This is a genomic window from Paenibacillus praedii (genome assembly GCF_049725345.1).
Taxonomy (GTDB): domain Bacteria; phylum Bacillota; class Bacilli; order Paenibacillales; family Paenibacillaceae; genus Pristimantibacillus.
This window is the reverse complement of record NZ_JBMWAM010000002.1, coordinates 69256-85768: the sequence shown is the minus strand read 5'-3', so window position 1 is coordinate 85768 and position 16513 is coordinate 69256. Positions and strand designations below refer to the sequence as shown.

General features: G+C 48.8%; 15 protein-coding genes. 9 read left to right on the top strand and 6 right to left on the bottom strand.

All coding sequences use genetic code 11. From position 1 onward, the window contains the following. Positions 1-8: 8 nt before the first annotated feature. The 9 genes from dinG to ACO9K6_RS02835 all read left to right on the top strand — a co-directional run bounded on the left by dinG (position 9) and on the right by ACO9K6_RS02835 (position 10471). Complete coding sequence (dinG, locus tag ACO9K6_RS02875) at positions 9-2918, top strand: ATP-dependent DNA helicase DinG (RefSeq protein ID WP_424766032.1); 2910 nt, start codon at positions 9-11, stop codon at positions 2916-2918. After that, positions 2915-3571, top strand: coding sequence for a redox-sensing transcriptional repressor Rex (locus tag ACO9K6_RS02870; RefSeq protein WP_424766031.1), 657 nt, complete (start codon positions 2915-2917; stop codon positions 3569-3571). The genes dinG and ACO9K6_RS02870 overlap by 4 nt, the downstream gene beginning before the upstream one ends. Continuing rightward, positions 3552-4853, top strand: a complete 1302-nt coding sequence (locus ACO9K6_RS02865) for an amidohydrolase (RefSeq protein WP_424766030.1) — start codon at positions 3552-3554, stop codon at positions 4851-4853. The genes ACO9K6_RS02870 and ACO9K6_RS02865 overlap by 20 nt, the downstream gene beginning before the upstream one ends. Beyond that, the gene (locus ACO9K6_RS02860; RefSeq protein ID WP_424766029.1) at positions 4853-5383 is read left to right on the top strand and encodes a cell wall elongation regulator TseB-like domain-containing protein; all 531 of its coding nucleotides are present in this window, start codon (positions 4853-4855) and stop codon (positions 5381-5383) included. The genes ACO9K6_RS02865 and ACO9K6_RS02860 overlap by 1 nt, the downstream gene beginning before the upstream one ends. Before the next feature lie 113 nt (positions 5384-5496). Beyond that, complete coding sequence (locus ACO9K6_RS02855; RefSeq protein ID WP_424766028.1) at positions 5497-6027, top strand: hypothetical protein; 531 nt, start codon at positions 5497-5499, stop codon at positions 6025-6027. A 1-nt stretch (position 6028) separates the two neighbouring features. Further along, positions 6029-7522, top strand: coding sequence for an AAA family ATPase (locus ACO9K6_RS02850; RefSeq protein ID WP_424766027.1), 1494 nt, complete (start codon positions 6029-6031; stop codon positions 7520-7522). A gap of 153 nt (positions 7523-7675) precedes the next feature. Beyond that, entirely contained in the window at positions 7676-8548 is an 873-nt protein-coding gene (locus tag ACO9K6_RS02845; RefSeq protein WP_424766026.1) for a 3-hydroxyacyl-CoA dehydrogenase family protein, read from the top strand. Further along, on the top strand, positions 8548-9750 hold the full coding sequence (locus tag ACO9K6_RS02840; protein ID WP_424766025.1) for an acetate/propionate family kinase: 1203 nt from the start codon (positions 8548-8550) through the stop codon (positions 9748-9750). The genes ACO9K6_RS02845 and ACO9K6_RS02840 overlap by 1 nt, the downstream gene beginning before the upstream one ends. A 37-nt stretch (positions 9751-9787) precedes the next feature. Further along, positions 9788-10471: a DnaD domain protein gene (locus tag ACO9K6_RS02835; protein ID WP_424766024.1), complete on the top strand. Its 684-nt coding sequence runs from the start codon at positions 9788-9790 to the stop codon at positions 10469-10471. Positions 10472-10606: 135 nt separating this feature from the next. Here the strand turns inward: ACO9K6_RS02835 and mtnB are convergent, their stop codons facing one another. From mtnB to proB, 6 genes are read right to left on the bottom strand one after another with little or no spacing between them, the layout of a single operon-like run. Continuing rightward, positions 10607-11260 (bottom strand): methylthioribulose 1-phosphate dehydratase, encoded by a 654-nt coding sequence (gene mtnB, locus ACO9K6_RS02830; protein ID WP_424766023.1) that lies wholly within the window; start codon positions 11258-11260, stop codon positions 10607-10609. Then, positions 11257-11940 carry a 2-hydroxy-3-keto-5-methylthiopentenyl-1-phosphate phosphatase gene (locus ACO9K6_RS02825; RefSeq protein WP_424766022.1) on the bottom strand — a complete coding sequence of 228 codons (684 nt, stop codon included), beginning with the start codon at positions 11938-11940 and terminating at the stop codon, positions 11257-11259. Before ACO9K6_RS02825 ends, mtnB begins: the two co-directional genes overlap by 4 nt. Beyond that, the gene (locus tag ACO9K6_RS02820) at positions 11940-13169 is read right to left on the bottom strand and encodes a 2,3-diketo-5-methylthiopentyl-1-phosphate enolase (protein WP_424766021.1); all 1230 of its coding nucleotides are present in this window, start codon (positions 13167-13169) and stop codon (positions 11940-11942) included. Before ACO9K6_RS02820 ends, ACO9K6_RS02825 begins: the two co-directional genes overlap by 1 nt. After that, entirely contained in the window at positions 13166-14035 is an 870-nt protein-coding gene (proC, locus tag ACO9K6_RS02815) for a pyrroline-5-carboxylate reductase (RefSeq protein WP_424766020.1), read from the bottom strand. Before proC ends, ACO9K6_RS02820 begins: the two co-directional genes overlap by 4 nt. A 60-nt stretch (positions 14036-14095) precedes the next feature. Further along, the gene (locus tag ACO9K6_RS02810; protein ID WP_424766019.1) at positions 14096-15343 is read right to left on the bottom strand and encodes a glutamate-5-semialdehyde dehydrogenase; all 1248 of its coding nucleotides are present in this window, start codon (positions 15341-15343) and stop codon (positions 14096-14098) included. A 17-nt stretch (positions 15344-15360) separates the two neighbouring features. Continuing rightward, complete coding sequence (proB, locus tag ACO9K6_RS02805; RefSeq protein ID WP_424766018.1) at positions 15361-16467, bottom strand: glutamate 5-kinase; 1107 nt, start codon at positions 16465-16467, stop codon at positions 15361-15363. Positions 16468-16513: the final 46 nt, after the last annotated feature.

The window sequence follows — 16513 nt, the reverse complement described above, 5'->3', positions numbered from 1 at the left end:
GGGAATGAATGAAATTTGCAGTATTGGACTTAGAAACGACGGGTCATAGCTCGGACGACGATATTTTGCAGGTCGGGCTTGTCATCGTTTCTGATGAGCTCGAAATTATAGATACGTTTAGCTCCTTCGTTCGGCCCAATATCCCAATACCGGCTTTTATTACACAATTGACGGGTATTGAAGAACAAGATGTATCGGATGCTCCTGAGCTTAGTGAGGTTCTAGCTAAGCTCATTCCGTTACTGAAGGATGCTGTGCTTGTCGCGCATAACGTTGGCTTTGACGCTGGTTTTCTCAATCAAGCGCTCAACCGCAGCGGCCACCAGATGTTTTCGGGGCGTAAGCTGGATACGATTGAGCTGCTGCGTATCTTATATCCTACGATCACGACCTATCAGCTTGGAGCTGTTTCCGAGCTGTTCGGTATTGCTCATGATCAGCATCATCGGGCAGACAGTGACGCTATGGCAACAGCACTTATCCTTATTGAATCCATCCAGAAGCTACGCAAATTGCCGCTGCTTACATTGCAGCGGCTATCCGCGCTTATGGATGACGGCGGCGATTTCAGCTGGTTCATCAAAGAAACACAGCAGCGCATGGAATATAGGAACGTGTTCGAATCAAACGAATACGATTACTTTAATCAGTTCGCATTAAAGGTGAGAGAATGGTCGGAGGAAGAGCCGCCAAGATTGGGAAGCGGCGATGATGAGCCTTTGAATGCTGTGTCCTTTGAGCAATATTTGGCGGATGTCAGACAGCGTTTTGAACATAAGTTTGAAAATTTTGAGGAGCGGGAAGCGCAAACAGCGATGTTCCAAGAGGTGTACGATGCGCTAAACAGCAATCAGCATTTGCTGATCGAGGCAGGTACGGGGACAGGAAAGTCGCTCGGCTATCTCATTCCGGCTTTGTATTACGGGATTCAGAATCAAAAAAAAGTAGTTGTGAGCACACATACCATTAACCTGCAGGAGCAGCTAAGACAACGAGATTTGCCACTTCTGGCAGAGGTGCTTCCATTTGAATTCAAAGCCTCTATCTTTAAAGGCCGCGGGAATTATTTATGCTTGCGGAAATTCACTGGCAAAGTGAATACAAAGGATCTCGTGTCGCCTATTGAAGATACGGTAACCGCTGCGCAAATGATTGTATGGCTTGGAGAGACCGAGACGGGTGATCAGGAGGAGCTTAATTTCGGTAACAAGGGGGCCGATTTTTGGTCATCTGTAGCAAGCGATACCGACTCCTGCTTAAATCGTGCTTGTCCATGGTTCAAGCGGTGCTATTATCACCGCGCGAAGCATGAAGCCAACATTGCCGATGTTACCATCACAAATCACTCTATGCTATTTACGGATATCCAAGCTGATCATCGGCTGCTCCCAGCCTATACACATCTAATTATTGATGAGGCGCATCATGTGGAGGAGGTCGCAGGCAAGCACCTCGGTATGCAGATCAATTACTTCTCGCTGACGCAAGCTGTTATTCGGCTGTATAAGGATGCCCGATCGGGCTTACTTCCTGCTCTGAGACAGAAGCTTATGTATGAGGACGATGCTCATCAAGCTGCGTGGCTGGAGACGATTGATACCGTCATTCCGATCTTTCAAGAGGTGAAGGAGCATTGGGATAAGCTGTTTGAGATGTTTTACAGCTTCACATCGACCTCTTCCGAAGGGGCAATAGATAACGCGCAAACGATTTGTCGTTTGAAAAAAGATCAGCTGCCTAACGGCTGGGACGATGCTGTCAACGTAGAAGAGAACATTTATACGGAGCTAAATCGTGTAGTTCGGACGGTAGAGAAAATGATGACCGATATTAAGGACCGTATAGATGAATCTCCAATTCAAGCGATTGTTACCGATCTTAATGGGGCAATCCGTGATCTGTCGCGTATGAAGGACGAACTCCGCACGTTTACAAGGCTGGAGCTCTCCGATTCCGTCTTCTGGATTGAGGCAAGCAGTGCCTATCGCTTTCGCTCCGTTCAGTTGTATGGCGTCCCTGTAGATGTCAGCGCGCAGCTGCAGAAGTATTTTTTCGATGTCAAAGAAAGCATTGTATTGACGTCCGCCACCTTATCGGTTCAGAAATCATTTCAATATGCGGCAGAGCAGCTTGGCCTAGCAGGGTATGAAGAGCAAGGGAGACTGAAAACCGTTCAGCTCCCTTCGCCATTCAATTATCGGGAGCAGGCGCTTGTTGTCATACCGCGTAATTTCCCTGTGCTTAAGGGCTCCACGGTCGATCAGACTTATTTAGAGATGCTCGTGAAATCATTAGCGGATACGGCAAAAGAAACGAGAGGCAGAATGCTTGTTCTGTTCACCTCCTATCGGATGCTTAAGCAGGTGTATGAGCCGTTAAAGGAATTGTTGACGGAGGCAGGCATTCAGGTGCTGGGACAAGGAATAGACAGCGGCAATCGGACGAAGCTGACAAGACGCTTTCGTCAAGCTCCAGAGTCTGTTCTGCTTGGTACAAGCAGCTTCTGGGAGGGCGTGGATATACCGGGTGAAGCATTAATAGCCTTGGCAATCGTTCGATTGCCCTTTCAACCGCCGAATCACCCGCTCGCAGAAGCAAAGGCTGAAATGCTGCAGCGGCAAAAGCAAAATCCTTTTATGAAGCTTTCCATTCCACAAGCGGTTATCCGATTTAAACAGGGCTTTGGCCGACTTGTACGAACGGCGCAGGACAAAGGTATCGTCATTATTTATGATACGAGAATAATTGATGCTTATTACGGCAAGCACTTCTTATATTCATTGCCAGGTCCTAAAATTGAAACGATGCATACGGATCAAATGGTCGTACGGATGCGGGAATGGCTGTCGGAGGAAAAGCGGGAGGACGGCGAGCTCGCTATTCATGCAAAAGCAGACTCGGAGGAGGAGAAACGATGAGGCAAACGAAAATATCGGAGGCTGTTGTAAGACGGCTTCCGATCTATCTCCAAGTATTAAACGAGATGCACAATCGTGAAATTCAAACGGTTTCTTCGCAAGAGCTGGGCTTGAAGCTGGATCTAAATCCCGCGCAAATAAGAAAGGATCTTGCTTATTTCGGTGAGTTTGGACGAAAAGGCGTAGGGTATGATGTTATTTATTTAATCGAGAAAATCCGCCAGATTCTTAAAGTGGATCAGACGATCAAGGTAGCGCTGGTGGGGGCAGGTAATCTTGGACACGCTTTATGCAATTATAATAAATACTCCAAGGATAATATGCAGATTACGGCTGTATTCGATATTCATCCAAGTAAAATTGGATCTGATATTAACAATTTAAAGGTGCTGCCGCTTAGCGAGCTTTCCAATACGGTTGCCGAGCAAAAAATTAGAATCGGAATTATTACTGTGCCTGCCCTGGAAGCGCAAAATGTCGCTAACCAGTTTGTAGAAGCCGGCATTGAGGGTATATTGAATTTCGCGCCTGCTATTTTAAGAGTGCCGGACGCCATTCGTATACAAAATGCTGATTTCACCAAAGAGCTGCTAAGCTTAGCTTATTATCTTGACCGAGAAGGAGACGCGCAAAATGAGTCAGATTTGGATTAAGAATGGTTTATTTATTACGATGGATGAAGAATCGCCATCATTTAAGGGACATATGGTCGTAACGAATGACCGAATTACATACCTGGGTGAGGCGGAGCCGCAGCAGCTATCCGAGGAAGTGCAAAAGGTTGACGGATCCAAGCTTGCGTTTATGCCAGGCTTAATTAATACACATGGACATGCTGCGATGAGTCTGCTGCGCGGCTATTCCGATGATCAGAAACTTCAGGTTTGGCTGGAGCAAAAAATGTGGCCGATGGAAGGCAAATATGTGGATCAGGATACGAGAGCGGGCAGCGCCCTTGCGATTGTGGAAATGCTCCGATCCGGTACAACAACATTCGTTGATATGTATGACCGTATGGATCAGGTAGCACAAATGGTTGAGCAAGGAGGCATCCGCGGGATTTTGACAAGAGGAGTGATTGGTCTTTGTTCTCCTGCAGAGCAGGAGTCTAAGCTAGCAGAAGCTATAGCGTTCGCTCGCGACTGGAATGGCAAAGCGGATGGACGAATTTCAACGATGATTTCGCCTCACGCACCTTACACTTGTCCGCCTGCCTATATTGATCGTTTTGTTCAAGCTGCTCATGATTACAACTTGCCGCTGCATACCCATATGTCAGAGACAATTGCAGAGGTCGAGCAAAATGTTCGGGACTATGGGGTTAGACCTGTAGAGCATTTGGACCGTCTTGGGTTTTTCTCACGTCCTGCGCTTGTCGCTCACGCTGTTCATCTGAATGATTCCGAAATAGAGCTGTTAGCAGCAAAAAACGTCTCAGTGTCGCATAATCCGGTAAGTAATCTTAAGCTGGCAAGCGGCATTGCACGCGTTCCGGATCTGCTTCGTGCCGGTGTTACAGTGTCACTTGGAACGGATAGCGTTGCGAGCAATAATAATTTGGATTTATTCGAGGAAATTCGTTTCGCCGCCTTGCTGCATAAGGGCGTTTCTGGTGATCCGACAGCGATCCCGGCACATGAAGCATTAAAGCTGGCAACGGTTGATGGGGCGAAAGCAATCTGGCAGCAGGACCAAATTGGGGTGCTGCGTGAAGGCATGAAGGCTGATTTCATTGGCATTGACCTTGAACAGCCGCATTTTTATCCGAAGACAGATATCGTTTCTCACCTTGTTTATTCAGGATCAGGCCGCGATGTTAAGCATGTCTGGGTTGACGGCCGTCACGTTTTACGGGACGGTGAGTGCACGCTGCTGGATGAAGAGAAAATCCGCTTTGAGGCGCAAGCAAGCTTTGAGCGCTTACTGAAAGCCTAATGCGAGGCGCCACGAAGAAACGTAAGCCTGTCAAGACGCCGCAGCGATGGCTTTTCTTACTCACTGGATTCATCCTTCTATTCATCATTGCCTTCGGACTCTATTTTCGAGAGATCCAAACGCCAAAATGGTCTGCAGACTATAATGCTGAGGCAAGAGCGATTGAAGCAGCCAAGCTTGCCAGCGTTGAAACTGTTTATTCGCATACGTGGCACAAGAAAAGCTGGATCGTATCAGGTACGGATGAAGAAAATAATAAAGTTTATGTATGGGTAACCGACGACAAAGATCCAGTGGTTATTCAGGCAGCGGATAGCATCGCGTACGAAGAGCTGAAAAATGTCTTTCTAGCCGAAAAACCAGATGCGAGCATCAAGCGAGTACAGCCAGGTCTATTCGATGATAAACCAGTTTGGGAAATTTTTTATAGCATGGGCAGCAGTCCGGAGCGTTATTATTACGAATTTTATACCTTTGACAGCGGTGCCTTCATTGATGAGTATTCGCTGCCTGCCAAAACGGAGCCATAAGGCTCCGTTTCCTGTTTTTACAACGTCATTTCTACCGAGAGATGTGATATACTTTCATATAGCAAGATTGATATATAAATTATATATACTCATTAAGCGGGAGGAGAGTTGTAATGATAAAACCGCGTTTAGTTCCTATACTTTTGACTGCTGCAATTACAGCATCCGTACTGTTTGGTGGCTGGGCTATTTACAATCAAGTAGCAGTAGCGGCGCCAATCGGAAAGGTTGTAGCTCATATAAATGGAGTTGTTTCCTCCTCGAAGCCCGTTATGACTCGCGATCAGGTAACGCTTGATCTTGTCTTAAAGCCAGAGGCGAATATACGTGAAATCTATCAAGAAATTGCCCAAAACGGCAAGGATGTCTTCGGTGATCGCAAGCTTGCCATTAACATTCAAACGAATTCGGATACGCAGTTGGAGGAGTTCTGGTCAGAGTCCTTATTCCGAGTTGCCGAGGCTATGGAGACAAAGGCTTATTCAGATATCCCTCATGCGATGAAGGATGCTGCAAAAACTCATGCAAATGTAACAGTTACAACGGATATGGATGATACAAATGTATATATTACGATGAAAAACGCGGACGCTGTAAAATACGTTGTGCTTCCACGTACGCCTTCTCAGTTGGAGGCTTGGTAATATGCGTAAATATTTGCCTGAAATAGCTATAGGCTTAGTCCCTGTGCTCCTTATCTTTTTTATTTATATAGGACAAAATATTATGCCGTTGCTGCTTATGGGCGTATTAGGCTTTTTGGTTTTTTATGCTGCACGCGGCAGAGGCAAGCTAACAGCCTTATCCAGCCAGCAGCGCCGCCCAAAGGTTAATGCGGCGCCATTAACCTTTGAACAAATCGGGGGCCAGGAGCGGGCAAAGCAGGAGCTAGTCGAGGCGCTCGATTTTCTCGTCCGTCAGGAGCAGATTGCGAAGCTCGGTATTCGACCGCTTAAAGGCATTTTGCTTGCGGGTCCTCCGGGTACAGGAAAAACCTTGCTCGCGAAAGCAGCAGCGAACTATACAGATTCGATATATTTGGCCGCATCAGGCAGTGAGTTCGTGGAAATGTATGTCGGCGTAGGGGCTGGGCGGGTTCGTGATCTATTCAAGGAAGCAAGAACGAAAGCGAACAAAGCCGGCAAGAGCAGCGCTGTCATTTTCATTGATGAAATAGAAGTGATAGGCGGCAAAAGAGATGGCGGCCAGCATCGCGAGTACGATCAAACGTTGAATCAGCTGCTGACGGAAATGGACGGCATCCATGCCAATGAGTCGCCGCGCATTCTGCTCATTGCTGCTACGAACCGCAAGGAAATGCTGGACAGCGCCTTGCTTCGTCCGGGCCGATTCGACCGCCATATCGGGGTAGAGCTGCCGGATAAGAAAGGCAGATTGCATATTCTAAACATACATGCCCAAAATAAGCCATTAGCAGACGAAGTGGATTTGGAGCGCATAGCAACGGAAGCGTTTGGCTTCTCTGGTGCACAGCTCGAAAGCGTCATGAATGAAGCGGCGATTTATGCGTTGCGTGAAAATAGCGGGAAAATTGCCGAAGGTCATCTGTCCATGGCGATTGATAAGGTGCTGATGGGTGAAAAGACGGATCGAGAGGCAACGAAGGAAGAGCGTGAGCGAATCGCGCTTCATGAGCTCGGCCATGCGATCATGGCCGAAATCGTTCGTCCAGGCAGCGTATCTCAGGTAGCTTTGTCACCGCGTGGGCAAGCGCTCGGCTACGTTCGTCACAATCCGCAGCAGGAGCAATATTTATATACAAAGCCTTTTCTTAATGGTCAAATTATGATTGCGCTTGGCGGAGCAGCTGCCGAGGAAATTTTTTACGGCGAAAGAAGCACGGGCTCGCGCGGTGATTTCGAGCAGGCGATGAGCATCGTGAAAACATTAGTTGAATCCGGCTTGACCGACCTTGGTATTATTGAATCGTCAATGATGACAAAGGAGGCGTGGGCGGCGATAAACCGCACCATACTCGATGAGCTTATGGCACAGACGAAGCGGCTGTTGGAAATGAAGCGAGATGTGTTTACACAGTCGCTGCAGACGCTGATTCGTGAAGAAACATTAAGCGGCGATGAGTTCAGGAGCTTATTAAAGCTTTACACGGCTGCATAAAACGTTTACAATATTACAATTTGAAGGCGGAGTGTCTGTCCGCCTTCTTTTTTTGATGAAATTCGTTATAATAGGATTGAACTATTCGGGCGGAGAATGATTCTTAATAGGGCATGTGTCTTCATTCCAACATACTAAAAGGAGCTTATTACATTGAATATAAAAACAGTCGGTGTGGTCGGAGTAGGAACAATGGGGCAAGGCATTGCAGAAATGCTGGCCTCCAAAGGACTAGACGTTATTATCATCGAGCGTTCAGAGGAACGCCTCGCTTACGGCAAACAAATGATTGAGATCAGCTTAGACAAGCAAATTGAGAAGTGGGCGTTGACGAAGGCGGAGAAGAAGCTTGTCATGAATAGAATTCATCCGACACTCAGCTATGATAGACTTGCCGAATGCGAGCTTGTGATCGAGACTGTTACAGAGGATTTGAACAGCAAGAAGGAAATTTTCAATAAAATAGATCAAATCATTGGATCAGATGTCATCCTCGCAAGCAATACCTCTACTCTCAGCTTAACGGAGCTGGCAAGCGTAACCGCACATCCTGACCGCGTGATCGGCATGCATTTTATTTATCCTGTATTTAAAATCGATCTGGTCGAAATCGTTCGCGGACTTAAAACGTCAGAGGAAACCTTCACGAGAACGAAACATTTTGTGGAAGAGGTCATTAACAAAAAAGGGGTTATGGTATTTGAATCCCCAGGCTTTGTAACGACTCGTCTTATTTGCTTATTTATTAATGAAGCGCTGCATGTTCTTGAAGAAGGTGTCGCATCTGCTGAAGATATCGATAATGCCATGCGGATCGGCTACTCCTTTCAGCACGGGCCGTTCGAAATGTGCGACCGCTTCGGGCTTGATTCCGTATTGGCTGCGCTGGACCGTATGTTCCGTGAATATGGTGAGCTGAAGTACCGTCCATCGATTGTGCTTAAAAAGATGGTGCGCGCCGGTCATCTAGGCGTCAAATCAGGCGTCGGTTTTTTCAAATACGATATGGATGGAGATCGAATTTAATGAAGGTACTCGTTATAAATGCAGGAAGCTCTTCTTTGAAATATCAGCTGTATGACATGCAAAATGAATCGGTGCTTGCAAGCGGACGCGTAGAGCGAATCGGCATGGATTCCTCCATCGTGACGCATGAGCCGATCGACAAGCCAGAGGTGCGGCATGTAAGTGAAATATTGGATCATGTTACGGCTGTGAAGCGTGTCAATGACATGCTGCTTCATCCGGAATACGGCGCCATCAGCAAGCTGGAGGAAATTGAGGCCGTCGGTCATCGTGTCGTTCACGGGGGGGAGGCATTCAGCAGCTCAGTGCTCGTTACGCCGGAGGTAAAGCTTGAGATTCGCCGATTGTTTGATCTTGCTCCGCTGCATAATCCTGCTCATATGATGGGTATTAGCGCGGTTGAAACGAATATGCCGGATGTGCCGCAGGTTGTCGTATTCGATACGGCCTTCCATCAGACAATGCCAAAAACGTCATATTTGTACCCCATTCCCACCGTATTATACCGACGCCACAAAATTCGTCGCTATGGCTTCCACGGCACATCGCATGCCTATGTAAGCAGCATGGCGGCTCAATATTTGGAGAAACCGCTTGAATCGCTCAAAATGATCACTTGCCATATCGGAAACGGTGCAAGCTGCGCGGCAATATTGGATGGCAAATCTTTTGATACCAGTATGGGGATGACACCATTGGAAGGATTAATGATGGGTACCAGAAGCGGTGATCTCGATCCGGCTATCGTCCCTTTTGTCATGAACAAAGAGGAATTGACTTTGAATGAAGTAAATTCTATGCTTAACAAACATAGCGGGATGCTTGCAGTCTCGGGTATTAGCAGCGATATGCGAGAGGTAACGGAAGCGATGAATGAAGGAGACAAAAATGCAAAGCTTGCATTTGACATGTACATTTACCGTGTGAAAAAATATATTGGCGCTTATGCAGCTGCGATGAACGGTGTGGATACGCTTGTCTTTACGGCAGGGGTAGGAGAGAACTCGGTTGCACTGCGCAAAGCGGTCTGTGAAGGAATTTCCTTCTTGGGAATTGAGCTGGACGAAGAACGCAATGCGGAGCGCCGCAAGGATGCCAGAGAGATCTCAACGGATGCCTCCCGCGTTAAGGTTCTTGTTGTGCCTACCAACGAGGAGCTTCTTATTGCCAGAGATACCTATAACCTCGTTAAGCAATCCTAAAATAATAGTTGCAGATGATTCGGGGGGATGGCGAGCGGTGAACAACGAGATTTGGAAGGCATATACGCATGGCATGGCTGCAGCGCTTCAAGAGGGCGGTGTCCATGTGTCTGCAATGCTGCTGCGTACATACCGTCAGCTTGATTTGTCGGATTCAGAAGCTATGCTGCTGCTGCAAATCATGGTCTATATGGAAGCGGATTTGAATGATTTTCCGATGCTGGAGGAGCTGGCGGAGCGGATGGGATTATCCGTGAGGGATGTGGGCCAAATGCTTGCCAGACTGATGAAGGATGACTTCTTAACGATTGATGGCTATGTGGACAGTACGACCGGCATGCAATCGGAGCGTTATAATTGGAGCGGTTGGCTGTTTAAGGCGGCGCAGCTTACAGCTGAGCAGAAGCGGGAAACGAAGAAGGCAGAGCGTCAACCATCGAAGCCGCTTGCCGCTTCCTCTTCGTCGGATTTATTTAGTGTGTTCGAGCAGGAGTTTGGACGGCTGCTGTCGCCGATGGAGTGTGAGACGATTTCAATCTGGCTCGATCAGGACAAGTACACCGATGAGATCATCCGTTTTGCTCTCAAGGAAGCCGTATTTGCAGGAAAGCTGAGCTTGCGTTATATAGATCGGATTCTCTTTGAGTGGAGCCGGAATCGGATTACTAACGCAGACGAAGCACGCGCCCATGCGCAAAAATTTCGGGGTGGAAGAGGCTAAGCCGAAAGGCTTGGTCTTTTTTTGTAATCATATACCTCACCTTTCTGCGGTTAATTTATCACTTAATAAAAAGAGGTCAACCAGTAAATCTGGCTAACCTCATAATATGACGGGAAACGATAAAATCGTTGAACGCTACCGATTACCGCGCTGCAGCAGCTCTAAACGGTATACATACTCGAACATAAATTCGAATGCCTCTAGGTGACGCTTCGCTTCAAAGGCAGTGGCTCCCCAAGCGTAAATGCCGTGCTTGCGCAGCAGAATGCCTGGGATCTTCTGATCGATCCGCTCGGTAATTTCAGGCACGATAAAAGGGATGTGGGCAAAGTTGGACACGATAGGAATATCGATTTGAGCTTCCTCGTCCCAGATATTGAAGCCTTTAATGAGCTCAACGCCATCAACAGGCACCGCTTTGCGATCCCAGAAATATTCGGAAATAACACTGTTAAATACGGTATGCACGTGGAAAATGGCCCCTGCCCCCGTCAGCTTATAAATTTCACAGTGAATGAGCGTTTCAGCAGAAGGCTTTAAGCGAGTATTCTCACATGGCTTGCCATCTTGGTCAACGAATAGATAATCCTCCGGTGTATGAACCGTTTTATCTTTCCCGCTTGCCGTAATGGCAAATTGAAATTCCTCCGGCTTGTAATCGCCAACGCGAATCGACAGGTTGCCGCTTGTACCGGGAAACCAGCCGCGGGAGGCGAACAGCTCCTTCACATCGCGGAGCTCGGATAAAGCGCGCTGCTTATCCTCTAATGCGAGTTGTTGAAAGCTCATTTCGAAGTCGTCCTTTCCGTATTCATATGGTTAATAATATCGTGAAATGTTTCATATTCATGATGCGGCAGTCCAAGCTCCTTGCATTTCACGGTCAAATGTGAGCGGGAGTATACAACATCCGCAAGCTTTGCGCCCTCAAAATCAGTTACGCTGTCTCCGATGATGATGCGCTCGTATTGATCAGCGGGGAAACGGCGCATAATCGTTGTCTTGCACATGCCGCAATGATTGGCACAGTGCTCATCGCAAGGATTCGGCCATAAAATTTCGATGCGCTCGCCACTGAAGTCACTGCTGTTACAGTAAATATGATCGCTTGGAATACCGAATGGCTCCAAAATCGGATACACGAAGAAGTCAATGCCGCCGCTTGTTACGTAAAACTCGATTTGCTGTTCCTTGCAATAAGCGAGAAAATCGCTGAAGCCGTCCCGAATACGAGCATTGGAAATGCTAAAATCAATAACTTCCTTCTGCATCGAGGCTGGGAGAAGACGGAATAATTGCCCGACTCCGTCCTTTATGGATAGCTCCTGATCAATCGTTTGCTGGGCAATCTTCTCCCAGCCTTCAGGATTGAAATGTTTAATGATCGCAATGATATTATCGTTCACCGTAATCGTTCCGTCAAAATCGCAGAACACGATACGCTTCTTAGCTGTAGGCTTCTCATTCATTATTCTTTGATCCCCCATGCGTTAATGGCAGCCAGCAGCGGCTCGTTGCCTGCTTGCGTCGAAGCATCGCGCAGCGGTACACCGTTCATGGCAGCGGCAATCGCTTGACGGAACGCTTGTCCGCCCGCTGCGGTTCCCATTGGATGGCCATGTATGCCGCCGCCCGCATTGACGACAACGTCAGTTCCGAAATCTTTTAAAATAAGAGGAACGAGCCCTGGATGAATACCGGCCGATGGAACGGGAAGGCTTGTCCGCAGTCCGTGGAGCGGTGCAAACAAGGCATCCTTAACGGCTAAATTCTCTTCCTTCGGCATGACAACCGAACCATAGGGGGAAGGGAAGAGCACGAGATCCGCGCCGGCAAGACGCATGAGCTTGCCTAACAGCAGCGATGCGCTGATTCCATAATGCGGTGATGGATATATCGCTCCGGCCATAGCGGGATGTGCGGCTATCGGCACACTGATCGACTTGTCGCTGCTAAGCTCATGCAGCACATCGTAGCCGTAAGCGAGAACGTTGAACAATAAAGCATTGGCGCCAGCGCTTATCGCTTTACGTGCGTTTGCTGCCAGCTGTGAGGTAGGACCAGTCAAATTGACGGCATACAGCAGCTTTTGACCGGTTTCTGCTTCCGCACGGCGGGCGGCATCCATACAGGCTTCGACGCGTTTCTCAAGCGGCGTCAGCGGGTTCTCAAATAAAATTTCATCGTCCTTAATTAGATCTACGCCGCCAAGCGCCTGCTTGTAGAACTGGTCCTGCAGATTTGCAAGATCATGTCCCACGACCGATTTGAAAATACTCATCAGGAGCGGCCGGTCATGAACGCCGAGCAGCCCGCGAACGCCTTCCAGTCCAAATTTAGGGCCAGGAAATGCAGAAGCGAACGTATCGGAAACCGTAAGATCAAGCAGCTTGATCTTGCCGTCCATGGAGAGCTTACCGAATACGGTAACGAGCAGGGCAGGCAGGTCGCGGCTAAAGTTGATGTCCGGGTATGCGATTTGAATATCGGCATACCGCTCGCCAGGTGCGGCAGCAGCAGGCTCATGCACATTCACTGACAGCACCTTGCCGAGATGTTTCTCCATTTCCGCTTTTTGGGCTTCAGGAAGCTCTGTCCAGCTGCCTACGGTTAAGCCAACGGCGATCGAGAGCGCTTTTTTATTGAAATCGGCTTTATCGTCATACGAGCGATAGGTTGCAATACATACTCCATTCATTCCGATATGCTCCTTTCAATAGCAGCGCCAAGCTCACCTGCCCGTTCAGCGGAGCGGTGGACCGCTTTAATGATGGTTTCCGAGAAATGATGCTCGGCCATAACCTCAAGCGCGGCCTGTGTTGTGCCATTTGGGGATGTCACCTTGCGGCGCAGCTCAGCCGGTTCCTCTCCGGTTGAACGAACCATCTCTGCGGCGCCAAGCACGGTCTGAACGACCAGCTCCTTGGCTGCTTCCTGCGACAAGCCAAGCTCGCTTGCGGCACTCATCATCGCTTCCATAAAGTAATAGACATATGCGGGACCGCTGCCTGACACACCTGTCACGGCTTGCTGCAGCGACTCTTCAACAACTGCGTTAATGCCTACGGAGCTGAAGATCGTCTCCGCAAGCATCCGCTGCTGCGGGGTTACAGTCTCGGAATAACTGATGCCGGTCGCGCCGAGACCAATTGTGCTTGACGTATTCGGCATCGTTCTTACGATAGCCGCTTCCTCACCGAGCAGCTGACCGATTGACTTTATCGACAAGCCGGCAATGACCGAAATAATGAGTTGATTTGGTTTCATGTAAGGCTTAATGGCAGTAAGCGCTTCAGCAGCGTCCTTCGGCTTCATCGCTAAAAAAATAATATCCGCTTCGCGCAAGAAAGCTTCATTGCTTGAGCCCTGAACGACCGTTTGAACGCCATAACGCGTATGTAGCTCCGTCAGCCGCTCCTTATTTTGGCGGTTAAGCATAGATATCCGATGAGCATCAACCAGCTTCTCGTTAATGAGGCCTCTAGCTATTGCTTCAGCCATTGAGCCGGCCCCAAAAAAGCAAAGCTGCAAGTCAGCGATACCGGACTTCGTCAGTAAGGACATAGTAGATTACCTCCATTTAGTAAAATGTTGTTTTAAATAGCTGAGTGCCGGGGAGAGAGACTACCCCCGAATTTGTCCTGTGCCGTAAATACGGTATTTCGTTGATGTAAGGGCTGGCAGCCCCATCGGTCCGCGCGCGTGCAGCTTTTGTGTGCTTATGCCGATTTCCGCCCCGAAGCCGAACTCAAAGCCATCCGTGAAACGAGTCGATGCATTATGGTAAACAGCAGCCGCATCAACTTCTTGAATGAATCGTTCAGCGTTTCCGGCATCCTCGGTCACGATGCATTCGGAATGCTTTGTTCCAAAGCGGCGGATATGATCAAGGGCAGCATCCACATGCGGTACAATGCGGATATTCATAATGTAATCATTATATTCTGTGCTATAGTCTTCATCCGTAGCAAGCTTTGCGCCTGAAAGCAGGGCAGTCGTCCGCTCGCAGCCGCGAAGCTCAACTCCGGCTGTGATAAAGCGCTCTGCGAGAGAAATAAGACTTTTCTCAGCAAAATTTTCATGTACAAGCAGCGTTTCCATGGAATTACAAACGGATGGACGCTGTACCTTGGCGTTAAAGGCAATCTCTGCGGCCATATTGAAATCCGCGCTGGCATCTACGAAAGTATGGCAAATGCCAGCACCTGTTTCGATAACGGGAACGGTCGCATTTTCGACGACGTTGCGAATGAGCGAGGCGCCGCCGCGTGGGATGACGACATCAAGCAAACCGTTAAGCTTCAGCATTTCGTTAACCGATGCACGATCGGAATCTTCTATGAGCTGAATGGCATCGGCGGGCATAGCCGTAGCGTCAAGCGCCTTCTTCAGTACCTCCACGATTTTGCGGTTAGACTCGATCGCTGCGGAGCCGCCCCGAAGCACCACGCTGTTGCCAGTCTTCAAGCAGAGGCCGGCAGCATCGACGGTTACATTTGGACGCGCTTCATAGATCATGCCGATCACGCCGAGCGGAACTCTAACCTTCTCAACCTTCAGCCCGTTCGGACGGTCAAACTGCTCGAGAAGCTCGCCGACAGGATCAGGAAGCTCTACGATTTGGCGCAGACCTTCGGCGATAGCCGTAACACGGTCACCATTCAAAGCAAGACGGTCGAGCAGGGAGGGGCTTGTGCCTTGCTCTTTTCCGCGCTGCAAGTCGAGCTCATTTGCCGATATAATAGCAGCCTGCTCCGAAAGCAGAGCATCCGCCATTTGTATAAGCGCGCTGTTCTTCTGCTCCGTAGTCAGTCGATTCATTATTGCTGATGCTTGCTGAGCAAGCGTTGCTTTTTCTCTTACTTCACTCATAAGTAAAACCTCCTTCGTTATTTCAAGGTAATCCATTCGTCACGATGAATCACTTCGATGCGTGAGACCTCAACTCGGCGTCTGACTTCTTCAGTTGATAGACCGGCTGCCGCCTGAATTTGCCATGCCGCATAATTGACTACACCGCGGCCGAGCGTTTCACCTTGACGATTCATAACTTCGACGACATCGCCGGGATGGAATTCGCCTTGGATGCTCGTAACCCCGGCAGGGAGGAGGCTTTTGCCGCCTTCAAGCAAGGCGGCAACTGCTCCGTCATCAACCGTTATGCTGCCCTGTGGCAAAGAGTGAAAGCCCAGCCACTGCTTCTTCATAGGCAGGCTGTGCAGCTTCGTATCGAAGTAGGTGCCGCGTCCGTTTCCTTGAACGGCAAGCGTGAGGTCTCCATGCTGCTGAACCTTGCCGATGAACGCGTTCACGCCGCCGCGCATGGCAATGCGCGCCGCTTCGATTTTTGAGCGCATGCCGCCGGTGCCGACAGAAGAGCCGGCGCCGCCTGCCAGCTTCATAATGTCCTCTGAGATCTGAACGACGCGTTCGATTTTGACCGCCTGTGGATTTTTGCGCGGATCCTCTGTATATAAACCATCCATATCTGTAATGATAACGAGCTTGGCAGCCTTTGTCATTGCAGCAACGAGAGCCGATAAATGATCATTGTCCCCGAATTTAAGGACGAGCTCATCGGTAGACACAGTATCATTTTCATTAATAATCGGAATAATGCCAAGTCTTAGCAGCTCTTCGATGGTCATTAAAGCATTCTGGATTCGTCGCCGGTTAGAGAAATCTGCCCGGGTAAGCAAAATCTGTGCGGATACTATGCCATATTGGCTGAAGGCTTCTTGATATGCTTGCATGAGCAGCGCTTGACCTACAGCTGCAGCTGCTTGCTTCTCGTGCACGATCTTCGGCTTCGTTACATATCCAATCTGACGAAAGCCTGCAGCAACCGCGCCAGAGGTAACGAGCATAACACCATTACCGCCTTGATGAAGAGAGGCAAGTTCAGAAGCAAAGAACTCGATCCGCTCGCGGTTTAGGCCGCCTTCCTCAGAGGTAAGCGAGCTGCTGCCAATTTTTACAACGATACGCTCTGACATCTTTGATCCCATCCTATGCTTGTTTTGTGACGACAAAAAAGACCTC

Coding starts and splice junctions, on each gene's coding strand:
- ACO9K6_RS02810 (WP_424766019.1), bottom strand. CDS start 15,343: ATGAGTGAAGTAAGAGAAAAAGCAACGCTTGCTCAGCAAGCATCAGCA.
- ACO9K6_RS02870 (WP_424766031.1), top strand. CDS start 2,915: ATGAGGCAAACGAAAATATCGGAGGCTGTTGTAAGACGGCTTCCGATC.
- proB (WP_424766018.1), bottom strand. CDS start 16,467: ATGTCAGAGCGTATCGTTGTAAAAATTGGCAGCAGCTCGCTTACCTCT.
- ACO9K6_RS02850 (WP_424766027.1), top strand. CDS start 6,029: ATGCGTAAATATTTGCCTGAAATAGCTATAGGCTTAGTCCCTGTGCTC.
- proC (WP_424766020.1), bottom strand. CDS start 14,035: ATGTCCTTACTGACGAAGTCCGGTATCGCTGACTTGCAGCTTTGCTTT.
- ACO9K6_RS02855 (WP_424766028.1), top strand. CDS start 5,497: ATGATAAAACCGCGTTTAGTTCCTATACTTTTGACTGCTGCAATTACA.
- ACO9K6_RS02840 (WP_424766025.1), top strand. CDS start 8,548: ATGAAGGTACTCGTTATAAATGCAGGAAGCTCTTCTTTGAAATATCAG.
- mtnB (WP_424766023.1), bottom strand. CDS start 11,260: ATGAGCTTTCAACAACTCGCATTAGAGGATAAGCAGCGCGCTTTATCC.
- ACO9K6_RS02820 (WP_424766021.1), bottom strand. CDS start 13,169: ATGAATGGAGTATGTATTGCAACCTATCGCTCGTATGACGATAAAGCC.
- ACO9K6_RS02860 (WP_424766029.1), top strand. CDS start 4,853: ATGCGAGGCGCCACGAAGAAACGTAAGCCTGTCAAGACGCCGCAGCGA.
- ACO9K6_RS02865 (WP_424766030.1), top strand. CDS start 3,552: ATGAGTCAGATTTGGATTAAGAATGGTTTATTTATTACGATGGATGAA.
- dinG (WP_424766032.1), top strand. CDS start 9: ATGAAATTTGCAGTATTGGACTTAGAAACGACGGGTCATAGCTCGGAC.
- ACO9K6_RS02825 (WP_424766022.1), bottom strand. CDS start 11,940: ATGAATGAGAAGCCTACAGCTAAGAAGCGTATCGTGTTCTGCGATTTT.